This is a genomic window from Pseudoalteromonas sp. AOP31-A2-14, from assembly GCF_052378035.1.
Classification (GTDB): Bacteria; Pseudomonadota; Gammaproteobacteria; order Enterobacterales; family Alteromonadaceae; genus Pseudoalteromonas.
The window spans coordinates 610,518-623,957 of record NZ_JBQSXI010000001.1; the positions used below are offsets into that span (position 1 = coordinate 610,518).

General features: G+C 39.1%; 12 protein-coding genes. 1 reads left to right on the forward strand and 11 read right to left on the reverse strand.

Translation table 11 applies throughout. The features are described from left to right. On the reverse strand, positions 1–1,431 hold the full coding sequence (locus ACT3S9_RS02840; protein WP_441833820.1) for an ATP-binding protein: 1,431 nt from the start codon (positions 1,429–1,431) through the stop codon (positions 1–3). Continuing rightward, positions 1,409–2,098 carry a response regulator gene (locus ACT3S9_RS02845; protein WP_441833821.1) on the reverse strand — a complete coding sequence of 230 codons (690 nt, stop codon included), beginning with the start codon at positions 2,096–2,098 and terminating at the stop codon, positions 1,409–1,411. Before ACT3S9_RS02845 ends, ACT3S9_RS02840 begins: the two co-directional genes overlap by 23 nt. Before the next feature lie 180 nt (positions 2,099–2,278). On the opposite strand from ACT3S9_RS02845, the gene ACT3S9_RS02850 reads away from it, so the two are divergent. After that, positions 2,279–2,770 (forward strand): Spy/CpxP family protein refolding chaperone, encoded by a 492-nt coding sequence (locus ACT3S9_RS02850; RefSeq protein WP_441833822.1) that lies wholly within the window; start codon positions 2,279–2,281, stop codon positions 2,768–2,770. Between the two features lie 121 nt (positions 2,771–2,891). On the opposite strand, the gene yacG is transcribed toward ACT3S9_RS02850, so the two are convergent. The 9 genes from yacG to nadC all read right to left on the reverse strand — a co-directional run bounded on the left by yacG (position 2,892) and on the right by nadC (position 12,780). Continuing rightward, complete coding sequence (yacG, locus tag ACT3S9_RS02855) at positions 2,892–3,122, reverse strand: DNA gyrase inhibitor YacG (RefSeq protein ID WP_441833823.1); 231 nt, start codon at positions 3,120–3,122, stop codon at positions 2,892–2,894. Between the two features lie 105 nt (positions 3,123–3,227). After that, entirely contained in the window at positions 3,228–4,904 is a 1,677-nt protein-coding gene (pilB, locus tag ACT3S9_RS02860; RefSeq protein ID WP_441995228.1) for a type IV-A pilus assembly ATPase PilB, read from the reverse strand. A gap of 160 nt (positions 4,905–5,064) precedes the next feature. Continuing rightward, on the reverse strand, positions 5,065–5,712 hold the full coding sequence (gene coaE / locus ACT3S9_RS02865; protein WP_441833825.1) for a dephospho-CoA kinase: 648 nt from the start codon (positions 5,710–5,712) through the stop codon (positions 5,065–5,067). Between the two features lie 2 nt (positions 5,713–5,714). Beyond that, positions 5,715–6,620 carry a prepilin peptidase gene (locus tag ACT3S9_RS02870; protein ID WP_441833826.1) on the reverse strand — a complete coding sequence of 302 codons (906 nt, stop codon included), beginning with the start codon at positions 6,618–6,620 and terminating at the stop codon, positions 5,715–5,717. A 304-nt stretch (positions 6,621–6,924) separates the two neighbouring features. Further along, complete coding sequence (locus tag ACT3S9_RS02875) at positions 6,925–7,893, reverse strand: IS30 family transposase (protein ID WP_444750711.1); 969 nt, start codon at positions 7,891–7,893, stop codon at positions 6,925–6,927. Positions 7,894–7,993: 100 nt separating this feature from the next. Then, positions 7,994–9,223, reverse strand: coding sequence for a type II secretion system F family protein (locus tag ACT3S9_RS02880; RefSeq protein ID WP_441833827.1), 1,230 nt, complete (start codon positions 9,221–9,223; stop codon positions 7,994–7,996). Positions 9,224–9,241: 18 nt separating this feature from the next. Continuing rightward, the gene (locus tag ACT3S9_RS02885) at positions 9,242–10,912 is read right to left on the reverse strand and encodes a Wzy polymerase domain-containing protein (protein ID WP_441833828.1); all 1,671 of its coding nucleotides are present in this window, start codon (positions 10,910–10,912) and stop codon (positions 9,242–9,244) included. 47 nt (positions 10,913–10,959) lie between these two features. Beyond that, positions 10,960–11,379 carry a pilin gene (locus ACT3S9_RS02890; RefSeq protein WP_441833829.1) on the reverse strand — a complete coding sequence of 140 codons (420 nt, stop codon included), beginning with the start codon at positions 11,377–11,379 and terminating at the stop codon, positions 10,960–10,962. A gap of 555 nt (positions 11,380–11,934) precedes the next feature. Then, the gene (gene nadC, locus ACT3S9_RS02895; protein ID WP_441833830.1) at positions 11,935–12,780 is read right to left on the reverse strand and encodes a carboxylating nicotinate-nucleotide diphosphorylase; all 846 of its coding nucleotides are present in this window, start codon (positions 12,778–12,780) and stop codon (positions 11,935–11,937) included. Between the last annotated feature and the right edge of the window lie 660 nt (positions 12,781–13,440).

Consider the following 13,440-nt stretch of genomic DNA (forward strand, 5'->3'; position numbering starts at 1 on the left):
TCACTTTTTAGTTACTTGAATTTTACTGTTAATTGGCAGTGTTATACTAACGCATAAACCGCCTGTTGCTTGGTTTTTAAGTACTAGATTACCGCCATGCGCTACTACTGCATTTTTAGCAATAGCTAAGCCTAATCCTGTACCGCCACTGGTACGATCCCGTGCATGAGACTGACGAAAAAATGGCTCACATAGTTTGGTTAAATTTTCAGGCGCTACGCCTTCGCCATCATCACAAATTTCAATATAAACAGTTTCAGCTTGCGATAATGTTAAGGTAATCGTGTGCTTGGCATACTTGATTGCATTACGCAGTACGTTTTCAAGAGCGCTGGCTATTAAGCTTTCATCACAGTTTATCGTGACATTAAACTTGCCATTTACAAGCAACTGTTTATTATTTTGCTTGGCCTCAAATGTTGCATCATTCAATACGTGATCAACAATAACTTGTAAAGACTGATGATTTAAATGAAGAGCTTGGCTTTTTGCCTCTAGGCGTGAAACTTTAAGTACATCAGCGATCATTTTATCGAGCTGGTTAGCTTCTTTTTCAATCCGTAGTAGGTAACCTTGGTTAGCCTCGCTTGCTTGCATTTGTGCAAGGCCGGTTGCCATTTTTAAGCGAGTAAGTGGCGAACGTAGCTCATGAGAAATATCAGCCAATAAGCGTTTTTGTGCGCTGATCAGCTGCTCAAGCTGCTCAGCCATACTATTAAAGTCGCGTCCTAATACGCCTAGCTCATCTTGGCGTTCTGGGTTAAGTTTTGCTCTGGCGGTTAAGTCTCCTGCTGAGAGTTTAATTGCTGCTTGTTTTAAACTATTGATAGGCGCAATTAAATTACGGCTAAATATAAAGCTTAAAGTTAGCGAGGCTGCAAAAGCAATCATCACTTTTAGCCAAGTTGGTAATAATTTTAAACGGATAAAAAACGGGGGCTGGTGGTTTGCATCTATCTCGTATAAATAAAAATTTCCCTCAGGAGTGGTTATTTCAATTGGGCCAAATGCTTGGTAGTGCTCAGTAAAAATAACTTGAGCGGGCATGTTTTTGGTAAAGTTTAATAGGCTTAAATCAACATTTTCGGGAACTTCGCGACTCGTTAATATTTTATCGGGTTGCTCGGAGCTTAAATATAATAACTTACGTTTAGTTAGTCTAGGGTGGTTAAATACTTCGCTTAAAGATTTTTTGTGTTTAACGGTGCTGCGTTCGATCCCCTTTGCGGTATAAAGTAAATTTTTTTGCATTGGACCATGTAGCGGCTCATTGCTTACCGTGTTAGTAGCTAAGTTACTTAAAAAAAACAGTGCGCCCATGGTGCCAATAACGGTCAGCCAAAACCAACTAAATACTTTAAAAAATAAATAATGATGGGGTGACTTTAAGTAGCTCAAAAGGGTCAACTTAGGCTCCTTGAATAAAGACATAGCCGTTGCCCCTAATTGTTTTTATTCGTTCTAGGTCGTTAAATTCAGCTATTTTTTTACGAATATTACTGACATGCATATCAATTGAGCGGTCAAAAGACGCAAGGCGACGACCAAGTACTTGTTCACTCAAGACCTCTTTACTTACCACTTCACCAGCTTGTTGTATAAGCTTAACCAAAATTTCGTACTCAGTGCCTGTTAGGTTAAGTAGCTGATCGTTAATCAGAGCTTGTCTAGAGGCTAGGTTGATAGTGACGCTATTAACGGTAAGTATAGTGCTTTCTGAGTTATTAACGCTGGCAATATGTTCAATTCTGCGGGTAATTGCTTTTACCCGAGCAAGCAATTCACGGTGGTTAAAAGGTTTTGGAATATAATCATCAGCGCCTAGTTCTAAGCCAAAAATGCGGTCGAAATCTTCCCCTTTTGCAGTTAGCATTATAACGGGGGTTAACTTATGTTGGCGTAATTGCTTTAAAACTTCAAAGCCCTCGAGTGAAGGGAGCATTACATCAAGTAATATTAATGCGTAATCATCACTTAGCGCTTGTTGTAGGCCTTCCTTACCATCATGCTTTGACTCAATCTCAAACCCTTGTGCACTTAAGTACTCACTGAGTAATTCACATAATTCAATATCGTCGTCAATCATTAATAGTTTCATCAGCCAGCCTTAAGTGTTGTATGTCAGCTTATTTTAACCGCGAAATAGCCTAAAAGTGAACCTTTACACAACCTTTACACTCGTTTGCGTTACTTTGCACTGTAAGGGGTATAGTGAATTTACTGACTCAACCCAGTAATGGTAACTCAACGAGTAATCCAACAACCAAAGGTAATAATTATGACAATGACAACTAAACTTTCTAAACTTGTGCTAATTTGTGGCCTTGCTACAGCAACGCTAGGTGCTACTAATGTAATGGCTAAAGGTGGCATGGAACATCATCACGGTGACAGACAAGCACGCTTTTTATTATCAGAGCGTGGTGTTGAAAAATTAGCTTTAACACAAGCGCAGCAAGATCAACTTAAAGTTATCTTTGATGCCAATAAAGCGAAAAGAGAAGCTAAGCGCAGCGGCAATAAAGACGATTTTAAAGCGGCACGTAAAGCACATAAAGAAAAGATGGCAGTATTACTTAGTGCAGCTAAATTCGATGAAAACGCTGCGCAAGAGCTGCTTGATGCTCGCACCGAAAAAGGTAATAGTATTGCGATGGAAAAACTTAAAACGCAGCATCAAATCTGGCAGGTGCTCAATGAAGAGCAGCGTGAAAAGCTATCTGAAATGAAAAAGCATAAACGTAAAAAAGGCCATAATAAAAGCCGTTAATTTACCCATAAGCGCTAATTTATTTAGCGCTTTTTTTCATTAGGCAGTTAAACCATTAAACCAGTGAAAATCTAACTCCTGTATGGGCAAACTTGATTCGCGTATGTATTAACTTACATATTTATTTAAAAAACTCATCGTCATTTTTTGCAAGCATCGCTTCAATATCTTCAATCATATCTTGGCTTAAATCGTTTGCGTTGGTGACGGGGCTTGATATTTTATTGTTTTCAAACGACCACTCGCCTAAATCAATAAGCTGGCAACGCTTTGAGCAAAATGGGCGGTGCTCACTTTTATCGTTCCACTCGACTTGGTTTTTACAGGTTGGGCAATTAACAACGGTTGGCATAATATAAACTCATTAATCTTTTTGCGTATTTTATAGAATTCAGTGAATAGATCATAGGGTAGGGTAATAATACGTGCTTATATAAACACGTATTAACTTAATACTTTAAAAGCTCGTTACTCGGTTAATTTCAGCAAGGGATGTTACGCCATCTGCTGCTTTTTTAAGGCCAGATAAACGCAAGTTATTAAAGCCTGATTTAAGTGATACCTCTGCAATTTCTAAAGAATTACCACCACGCATAATAATTTGTGCAATTTCAGGGGTGACTTCCATTACTTCATAAATACCTACACGGCCCTTGTAACCTTCAGTACAACTATCACATCCTTTTGGTGTAAATAATGTTAGCTCGTCAAGTTTTGATTTATCAACCCCCTGGCGTAAAAGTTCTTCTTCAGGCAGTGTTTCGGGGGTTTTACATTTAGGGCATAAACGACGCGCAAGACGCTGTGCAATAATGAGGGTAATCGAACTTGCCACGTTGTAGGCGGGCACACCCATATTTAATAAACGGGTTAAGGTTTCAGGTGCTGAATTAGTATGCAGAGTAGACATAACTAAGTGACCTGTTTGCGCTGCTTTTATAGATATTTCAGCGGTTTCAAGGTCACGTATTTCACCTACCATCACCACATCAGGATCTTGACGTAAAAATGCTTTTAGTGCGTTGGCAAAAGTCATCTCTGCTTTAGGGTTTATTTGTACTTGGTTAACCCCTTCAAGGTTAATCTCTACCGGGTCTTCGGCGGTACTAATATTACGCTCGGGCTGATTAAGTATGTTTAAACCAGTGTACAGGGATACCGTTTTACCAGAGCCGGTAGGGCCAGTAACAAGTATCATGCCTTGTGGTTGTGCTAAAGCATTCATGTATAGTGCTTTTTGCTCAGGTTCGTAACCTAGTACATCAATGCCAAGCATGGCACTTGATGAATCAAGTATTCGCATAACTATTTTTTCACCCCACAAGGTTGGCAAGGTGCTGACACGAAAGTCGATACTTTTACGTTCGGTAATTTTTAGTTTTATACGTCCATCTTGGGGTTTACGTTTTTCTGCAATATCCAAGCGAGCCATTACTTTTAAACGTGCTGAAAGGCGTGTCGCTAAGCTATTTGGTGGGCTTGCCATTTCATGCAAAATACCATCGATACGAAACCGAACTCGGTATTTATGTTCATAAGGTTCAAAGTGTAAGTCTGACGCGCCTTTTTTAATCGCGTCCATCAAAATTTTATTGATATAGACAATAATAGGTGCATCGTCTTTGTCTTCTTCACCTGGGCTTTTAACGTCTTTTTGTTCGGTTTCTAAATCACCAAACTCTTTAAACTCATCGTCACTTAAATGTAAACTGCTGCTGGCATCTAATAATTGCTCTATTTTATTTTCGAGTTGGCGGTAATCAACTACCACCACTTCACAAGAGAGGCCGGTACTAAATTCAAAGTTCTCAAAAGCACCGTAATCGGTCGGATCAGAAGCGGCAATATAAAGTTTACGGCCTTTTTTGACTAACGGGAGAATATGGTGCTGACGGATCAGTTTTTCTTTAACTAACTCTTTAGAGATAAATTCAATATCAAAGTCTTTAATATCAAAATAAGGTACCCGAAAAAAATCTAGGCATTGTTCAGCCAGCTCTTGGCCATCAATACCACTGCAGGAGCTAATTAGCTCGGCAGTTGAACTAAAGTCTCGCTGTTTCAGCTTTACCGTTTCTGCGTCGATGCGGCCAAGTGTGATAAATTTTCGAAGTAGTGGTGAGTTAATATTCATTGCGCACCTTTAAATATTCATTCATAACTGCAACTTATCAGAAAAAAGTAGGGTATAACATTAGTCTTGGCGATTTAGGTTAATTTGCCAGCTAAAACACTAAATTTTTATTCTTATAGTAACTTTGCTTTAAAGTAAGTTAAATATTAGCTGAGTGTCGCTAACTTTTAACCGCTAGCTTTAAATAATGCTGGTGGTACTTTAAAACCTCAGCACTCACATCTTTAAGTGGTTGGTTATTATTAATTACGTCAATTGCACGGGCTTTTTTATCACTGCGAGACATTTGCGCATCAATAATTGCTTGTGCTTGCACTTTCGAAATATTGTCACGTTTTATGGTTCTAGTTAATTGCACTGCTACTGGCACATCAATCAATAATGTACGTTGGCAATATTTATCAAGGCCGTTTTCAAATAATAATGGCGCAACTAAAATAACGTATGGGCTGGTAGCGCTGTTTAAATCAGTTTGTATTTTTTTGCGAATAAGCGGGTGCAATAAGTTATTTAACCAGGTTTTTTGCACTTGCTCTGCAAATATAAGCGCACGCAGTTTACTGCGGTTTAGGGTTTGATCTTGATTTAAAATATCACTGCCAAAGTGCTCGATTATTGCATTTAAGCCATCACTTTTTGGTGCTACAACTTCACGGGCAATAATATCGGCATCCACAATGGTTATACCTTGTGCTTCAAATATAGCACTTACGGCACTTTTACCACAGCCAATGCCGCCTGTTAACCCAAGCGTCCATTTGTTTATACTTATGTTTTTAGTCGCACCATTAACGGTAGTATTAGCCATACTTAATAACCAAGCCAATTAAAATAGTAGGTTTTTAGTTGTGTCCCCCAAAGCATAGCAATCCAGCCTGCAATTGCTAAGTAAGGGCCAAAGGGAATGGGTGTGGTTTTATCTTTGCCTTGAATCGAAAGTAGTGCAATACCAATAATGGCACCGACAACGCTTGAGAGTAAAATAATCATAAGCAAAAATTGCCAACCAAGTAATGCACCAAAAACAGCCAGTAACTTAAAGTCGCCATAGCCCATGCCTTCCTTACCGGTCAGTAATTTAAATAACCAGTAAACACTCCAAAGGCTTAAATAGCCGCAAGCGGCGCCGATAATCGCATCACTTGGTGGTATGGTAATACCTAAAACTGCGGCAATGAGCGCAAGCCAAATCAGTGGTAAAGTGAGCTGATCGGGCAATAGCATATGATCAATATCAATAAAGGTAAGTGTGACTAAAAACCAGGTAATAACAATATAAAGCAGTGCTTGTTCGGTTGCGCCAAAAGTATAAGCAACGGTTAAACTTAAAATAGCAGTAAGTACTTCAATAATTGGATAACGCACTGTAATAGGATGCTTACAGCTCGCACAACGCCCTTTGAGTAACAGCCAGCTTAGTACCGGGATGTTCTGCCATGCTTTTATGGTGGTTTTACAGTTTGGGCAGGTTGAGCTAGGCGTAACTAAATTAAAGGGCTTAGTTGGTGTTGTTTGGTTATTTTGTTCATTACTTAGCTCATCGGCAAGTAAAGTACGGCACTCGGTTTGCCATTCACGCTGCATCATCAGCGGTATGCGGTAAATAACTACATTTAAAAAACTACCAATGCAAAGGCTAACAAGGCCTACAGTGAGTAAATAAAACCACAACTGGCTTTGCATTACAGTGGTTATATCGGATAAAAAATCGAGCATTACTTTCCTTAAAGTTATTCAAAAAATAAGTGAATTAGTTATTTAAAACTTTTTACCGGCGAGTTCACCGAGGTGCTACGCGCTACACTGAGGAGTCATAAAAGTTGAACAATCACTTTTGGCTTCTCTGTGGAGATCTGTGTTCTCGGTGGTGATATAATCATTGTATTGTTGCTCCGAGCCTGCAAACCCTTTTTACCACCGAGTTCACTGAGGCGCTACGCGCTACACTGAGAAGATTAACATAAAAGTAAACTATCACTATTTTTTAATAACGCGGATTCAAATCTGAAGTGCATAACGTTTAGGCGGCTTTAGCCGCCAAGTGATCCTGCATCAATTTTGCAGGCGTTTCAAATCCAAGTGTCTTCCTCGGACGATTATTAAGTTGCTCAAGTACTGGTATAACTTGCGCTGGTGTTACCGCCTTAAAATCGGTGCTCTTCGGCCAATACTGACGTAGTAATCCATTCGTGTTTTCATTCAATCCGCGCTCCCATGAGTGATAAGGGTGAGCAAAATAAACAGGAACACTTAAAGCCTCTGTGATTTGCTCGTGATAAGCGAACTCTTTTCCATTGTCAGCCGTGATGCTATGAAGCGCTGACCTATATGGCCTTAATAGCTCTATCGTCGCCGCAGTGACGGCTTGTGCTGTTTTGCCTGCCACCTGAGTTGATACAGTGAATTGGGTGACCCGCTCTACAATGGTAACAAAGGCGCCTCGATGACCTTTGCCTATGACGGTATCTATTTCCCAATCTCCGATACGACCTTTCTCATCAACTATTTGTGGGCGCTCTTCAATGCTAACGCGATTTTTTATTTGCCCTCGGTTTGTTTTACCATGACTGCGCTTGTGATATTTCTTACCGTGTCGGCGCAGATGTAGGTATAACTCACCACCTGCTTTTTTATCTTCCCAGATATACAGATAAATGCATTCATGGCTGACAGACAGTTCACTTTCTTTGCGTAACCATCCCGTTATTTGTTCAGGACTCCACTTCTCATTAAGCTTCTGGGTAATTAAAGCTATCATTTCAGGTGTCATCTTAAGCGGTTTTCTTACACTTCTTCGGCGAAACAAAGCCCGCTCATGAGCTTGTTTGTGTCTGTAACCTCGCTTACCTGTATTTCTAGAAAGCTCTCTTGAAATCGTAGATTGCGATAAATTAGTTAGCTCAGCAATACTTTGTTGCGTAAAACCGCTTTTCTTTAGAACGGCGATCTGGCATCTTTGCGCATAGGTCAGTTGTTTGTAATGTCTCATTGTAAAATCTCTTGCCGGAGAAAAAGCAGTTAGTTTATGAGCAACTGACCACTTAATCTAGCCAAAACAAGTTATGCACTTACAATTTGAATCTAGGTAATTAAATCACTGAGCCTAGTTGGAATATCGGTAAATACATGGCAATAATTAGGCCGCCAACTAATACACCAAGCACAACCATTATAAGAGGTTCAAGTAAGCTGGAAAGGCCATCAACGGCGTCGTCAACTTCTTGCTCATAAATAGTAGCCACTTTAGCTAGCATACTATCTAGGGAGCCTGACTCTTCACCAATCGCCACCATTTGAATAACCATATCGGGGAATATCTTTGAATTACGCATTGCCCAGTTCATTTGGTTACCCGAGCTTACCTCAGCTTTTATATCTAAAATAGCGTAACGATACACAGCATTACCAGAGGCACCAGCAGCAGAATCCAGCGCATCAACCAGTGGTACACCTGCCGCAAAGGTGGTAGAAAGCGTGCGTGCATAGCGGGCAACAGCGGCTTTATTCAAAATCATGCCAATAATAGGCAGTTTTAAAATAGCTTTGTCGTTGGCATCACGCAGTTTTTTATTTTTTAATAGCGCTTCTTTGTATGCCCAAATAAACACAACAATAGCGATGAATATTATCCACCAGTATTCTTGCATAAATTCAGAAATACCAATCACCATTAAAGTAAAAGCGGGGAGCTCTGCACCAAAGCCGGCAAATATATCTTGAAATTGCGGTACTACAAAAATAAGTAATATGGACGTCACAACTAATGCAATTACTAATACAGCGATGGGGTAAAACATGGCCTTTTTAATTTTTGACTTTAGCGCTTCAGATTTTTCTTTATAAATAGCGATGCGGTCAAAAATTTTATCAAGTGCGCCAGATTGTTCACCCGATGCCACTAAATCGCAATATAAATCATCAAAGTAGCGAGGGTGTTTACGTAGCGCGTTTGAAAGGGGGGCTCCTGCTTTTACTTCATCACCAATGGTTTCCATTAGTTTAGTGACACTTTTATTATCAGAGCCTGAGCCAATCATATCAATGGCTTGAATGAGCGGCACGCCTGCCATTAGCATAGTGGCTATTTGCCGTGTCACTAAAGCAATATCTTTAGCGGTAATTTTTTGTTTACTTTGAATACCAAAAAGGGGTTTTGCTTTACGTTTTACTTTAGAGGGGGTGATATTTTGTTTACGTAGCTGGGCTTTAACAAGGGCAATGCTTGCAGCCGTCATTTCGCCTTCAAGCTTTTTCCCGCGCGCACTAACGCCAATCCACTGAAAGGTATCATTGCTTGACTGTTCATTTTTCTTTGCCATATTAGACCTAATTCAGTATCAACTGTTTGATGGTTCCCAGGTGCCTGTATCCCAAGAGTTATTTTTTGGATATAGGTGCTTGGCTTCAATTGTTAGAGCATTCGCTTGCTTACCCATTGAAAGTGCTTTCATAGCTCTTATTGTTTCAAAGTAAATATAATCACTTGGGTAAGCTTTTAAAAAAACTTCTGACCAAGTTAAAAAGTTAATAACTTCATTATAGTTTTTTTGTTGAAGTGCGACTTCTAGTTTAATGGTGTTTATTTGAATTTCTTTAAACTTATACTCTACAAATGGGTTTAAAGTCTGAGATAGCAATATATGGTTATTCGGCTCTTTATAAATGTATTGTCTCAGTAACATTGAAGACTGTAGAGCTGTAAGTGAAAAAATGATTAATATTATGAAAAAAACTAAGTTTAACACTTTGATAATGCTAATATTTAGATTGATAGAGTTATTACCTAAATTGCAAAGCTTAAGCACGATAAAGATCAAAGTTACAAAAACTGCATAATGTAGAGTTGATTGGTAAAAAGGGTGTTCTGTTAGCGTATGTATCAGAATAGGTGTTATTAGCAGGAATAGGCCTACTTTATTGCTTGCCTTGCTAGAAAAGATTAGATAACAGAAATAGCTAAAAATTACTATTATCGGAAGTCCCGCAATAATACCACCTTCAACCACCCATAGTAATATTTCATTGTGGGGGTGTGTAACTTTAACCCCATAATTTATACCACCCCTTTCCGCTGCTTTTGTAGCCGAGTAATCTATGATCTTCCTGTGAAAGCTGCCATAACCATGGCCTAAAAGTGGTTTTTGTAAAAATAGTTCAAAACTATCTTGGTAGATGTACATTCTAATTTTAGGTGAGCTAATAATCTCTTTTTTTGTAACATAATCATTACCAGCGCTATAGGGGATGGTTTTAGCAAGCATTAAGCTTGTACCTACGAGTGCTATTAATAGGGTTAGTTTTTTTAGCTTTCTTTTTTTTATGAGTAACAAAAGATAGTACAGAGCAATAATAGCACCAGCTAAAAGGCTTGTTCTTGACTGGGTTAAAAATAGTACCCAGGAATTAATTAATGTACAGGCAAGCAGTAGATTGATGATCAATTTATTTTTTACAGAACCTAATAAATATAAAGAAACTGCAATGCCAGTGGCTGTATAGCTTGCCAGAACATTGACTTGTTGAAAAATACCTGTAGGACGACCGTACTCAATTTTAATTGCGAAGTAACTGTCGCTAGTCATTAAGTAATTTTGATAAAGTGCAAAGCAAGAGCTTATGAAAGTTGATGCACAAACCAGCAGTAGTAACTGCTTCAATTGAGCTTTATTCGGATTTAGTTGGGTCAATGCAAAGTAAAGTAGTATACCGATAAGTATTGTAAAAAATCGTGGGAATGATTTGTAGAGCTGAGTCTCATTGCTACAAAGTAAAGGGCTAGATAGTATAATTAAAAGTATGCACGCTGCTTTAAGGAAGTTATCTGTACTAAACTCAGAATTTTTGCATGCTAACTGCGCTAACACAAAAATGATCAATCCTAGTGACAAAAGAGCGAGTGAATTAAACGGCAGCGAATAACCAAAACCACCAGAGTTAGGCAAGTAGAAAAGTACACTTAGAATAAAAAGAGGTGTAAAAAGAACTGTTAAATTATTATTTTTAGTCAATTTTAAAACCAGAAAAAAGAGCGCTGAATGCGCTCTAAATTGTTTTCTTAACAGCTTGTTGGTTTATGTTCATCATCAGCATCAGATGAACATGTCCAGGCGCCATCAACTGAGCGAGTAAGGGTAACTGTCCTGCCACTAACTGCTGGCCCTCCCGCAACAGTCCCTACAATAGTTCCAGAGCCATCATCCGGTTCAGATTCAATAACAGCACCAGAGCAGGCTTTTGTATTTATTCCCATCTGCTCTTCAGTCATAGTTTCTGAAGCAGTGCCTTCGTTCATTTTAATTTCAAAAGCGGTTTTTCCTGGTGCGATTTCAGCTAAACAAGCTGTTACTTGAGATTTTGCCGTATAGTTTTGATAAGCTGGCAACGCTACGGCTGCTAGAATACCGATGATTGCTACTACACTCATTAATTCAATTAGGGTGAAACCCTGTTGTTTCTGTTGTGTCATTTTTGTCATGTTCCTCTCCTAAAGGATAGTGTGTTGTAAATGAGTAATTAAAACACCGGCTTGTTGTTTAATTATTATATTTACGGTTTTACTTACTGTTTGAATCAAAAAACCATTCCAATAACCTATTTACTGCTAACAGTGAGTAGGTAGTTAGACTTACTCTAGCACTAAAACGTAAATTTTAAAGCATGTTTTGTTGTTTTAAAGTTAATTTTTAGAGTTCTGCGAGTATTATGGTTGCTTTGTAAACGCGTTACTAAAGTGCCTTTTTTAGATCTTCTAGGCTCTAGGCAAGCAACTTTAGTATAGCTTACTTTACTTGCTTATTATGTTGATCCATAAGTAGCCTGAATTTGCGCTGAATTTAAATTTAAAGCCAAAGTTCGTAACTTGTGCTTTATAAACGAACTTGTTTTAAAATATTGATAGTTCTGTGTTTTTATTTAAATAAAGCTAAATTAGTACCATTTTTTCAAATGGTACTTTTAGCGTGTTTAACGCTTTTTTAGTTTCAATGTCAATACTTTAGGGTTGGGTTGGTTAAGTTTGATTGCTGGATAATCATTGAAATCGCATGGATAGGTCAATGGAATGTAAGTTTTTTGTAAGTGCGCCGCTTGAAATAAAATCAACGCCGGCTTGTGAATAAGTGCGTAGTGTTTCAATGGTCATGTTGCCCGATACTTCTAGTTTAGCGCGTTTATCGGTAAGTGTGACTGCTTGTTTTATTTGTGCTGGGGTAAAGTTATCGAGCATGATGATGTCTGCGCCGGCATTAATGGCTTGCTCAAGCTCTGTTAGTGACTCTACTTCTACTTCAACCGCTTTTGTTGGATGGTTTTGCTTTGCTTTTGCAATGGCGTTATCAATTCCGCCGCAGGCTGAAATATGGTTTTCTTTAATTAAAAACGCGTCAAACAAACCGATACGATGGTTTTCGCCGCCGCCGCATTTTACAGCGTATTTTTGTAAGGCACGAAGCCCCGGAATAGTTTTACGTGTATCGAGTAATTGCGTAGTGGTGCCTGCAAGTTCTTTAACGTAGTGTGCTGTTGTGGTTGCGGTACCACTGAGCGTTTGTAAAAAGTTAAGTGCTGTACGTTCTGCGGTTAAAATGGCACGTGCACAGCCGGATGCAGTAAAGAGGGTGTCATTTGCGCTCATTTTATCACCGTCATTTACCAGCACATTTACGGTAACGGTTGGGTCTACTTGCTTAAACACTTCAATGATGACGTCTTTGCCACAAAATACACAATCTTCACGCGTGATCACTTTCGCATTAGCTTGCTGGCTTAGTGGAATAAGTTGCGCGGTGATATCGCCTTGCTCGGCTGTTTGGTAATTTAGATCTTCATCGAGGGCTAACTTAACTAGCTGGCTTAATAACGCAGGTGCAATAGACATACAAAGGCTCGTAATAATTAATCTGTTAGTAAAATTTTACTATGTTTAGTGATGTTGTGCACGCCTGCAAGCGCTATTTAATTTTTCCGTTAGTAATTTATTAGTTAAAACTAGTTCCACCACCGAGGAAACAGAGAACCACAGAGAAAAAATTACTTAAGCAGCTCTTATTGTCTACTCAGTGTAGCGCGAAGCGTCTTTGCGCCCTCGGTGGTAATTAAAATACTTAAGTCAGTTTCACCACCGAGGACACAGAGTTCCACAGAGAAAAATGACTTAAGCAGCTCTTATTGTCTACTCGGTGTAGCGCGAAGCGTCTCTGTGCCCTCGGTGGTAATAATGTTTAAGCAATTTCACCATCGAGGGCACAGAGTCCCACAGAGGAAAAATTAATTAAGCAGCCCTTATTGTCTACTCAGTGTAGCGCGAAGCGCCTCTGTGTCCTCGGTGGTAATTAATATTTAAGCAATTTCACTATCGAGGACACAGAGTTTCTCAGAATAGTCAAAAGTTATTAATCAGCCTCTATGTATAGCGCAGCATCTTTGCTCTTGGTGATAATTAGTGTCTTAAATCATCCTAACATCGAGATCTTATTTGTGGATACAAAAAAGCCACCTTGTTTATAAGGTGGCTCTTGGCTGTTGATTTAAGCTTAAC

Bases quoted from the DNA above. Each gene is read 5' to 3' on its own strand.
- ACT3S9_RS02840 (WP_441833820.1), bottom strand. From the start codon at position 1,431: ATGTCTTTATTCAAGGAGCCTAAGTTGACCCTTTTGAGCTACTTAAAG.
- ACT3S9_RS02845 (WP_441833821.1), bottom strand. From the start codon at position 2,098: ATGAAACTATTAATGATTGACGACGATATTGAATTATGTGAATTACTC.
- ACT3S9_RS02850 (WP_441833822.1), top strand. From the start codon at position 2,279: ATGACAATGACAACTAAACTTTCTAAACTTGTGCTAATTTGTGGCCTT.
- yacG (WP_441833823.1), bottom strand. From the start codon at position 3,122: ATGCCAACCGTTGTTAATTGCCCAACCTGTAAAAACCAAGTCGAGTGG.
- pilB (WP_441995228.1), bottom strand. From the start codon at position 4,904: ATGAATATTAACTCACCACTACTTCGAAAATTTATCACACTTGGCCGC.
- coaE (WP_441833825.1), bottom strand. From the start codon at position 5,712: ATGGCTAATACTACCGTTAATGGTGCGACTAAAAACATAAGTATAAAC.
- ACT3S9_RS02870 (WP_441833826.1), bottom strand. From the start codon at position 6,620: ATGCTCGATTTTTTATCCGATATAACCACTGTAATGCAAAGCCAGTTG.
- ACT3S9_RS02875 (WP_444750711.1), bottom strand. From the start codon at position 7,893: ATGAGACATTACAAACAACTGACCTATGCGCAAAGATGCCAGATCGCC.
- ACT3S9_RS02880 (WP_441833827.1), bottom strand. From the start codon at position 9,223: ATGGCAAAGAAAAATGAACAGTCAAGCAATGATACCTTTCAGTGGATT.
- ACT3S9_RS02890 (WP_441833829.1), bottom strand. From the start codon at position 11,379: ATGACAAAAATGACACAACAGAAACAACAGGGTTTCACCCTAATTGAA.
- nadC (WP_441833830.1), bottom strand. From the start codon at position 12,780: ATGTCTATTGCACCTGCGTTATTAAGCCAGCTAGTTAAGTTAGCCCTC.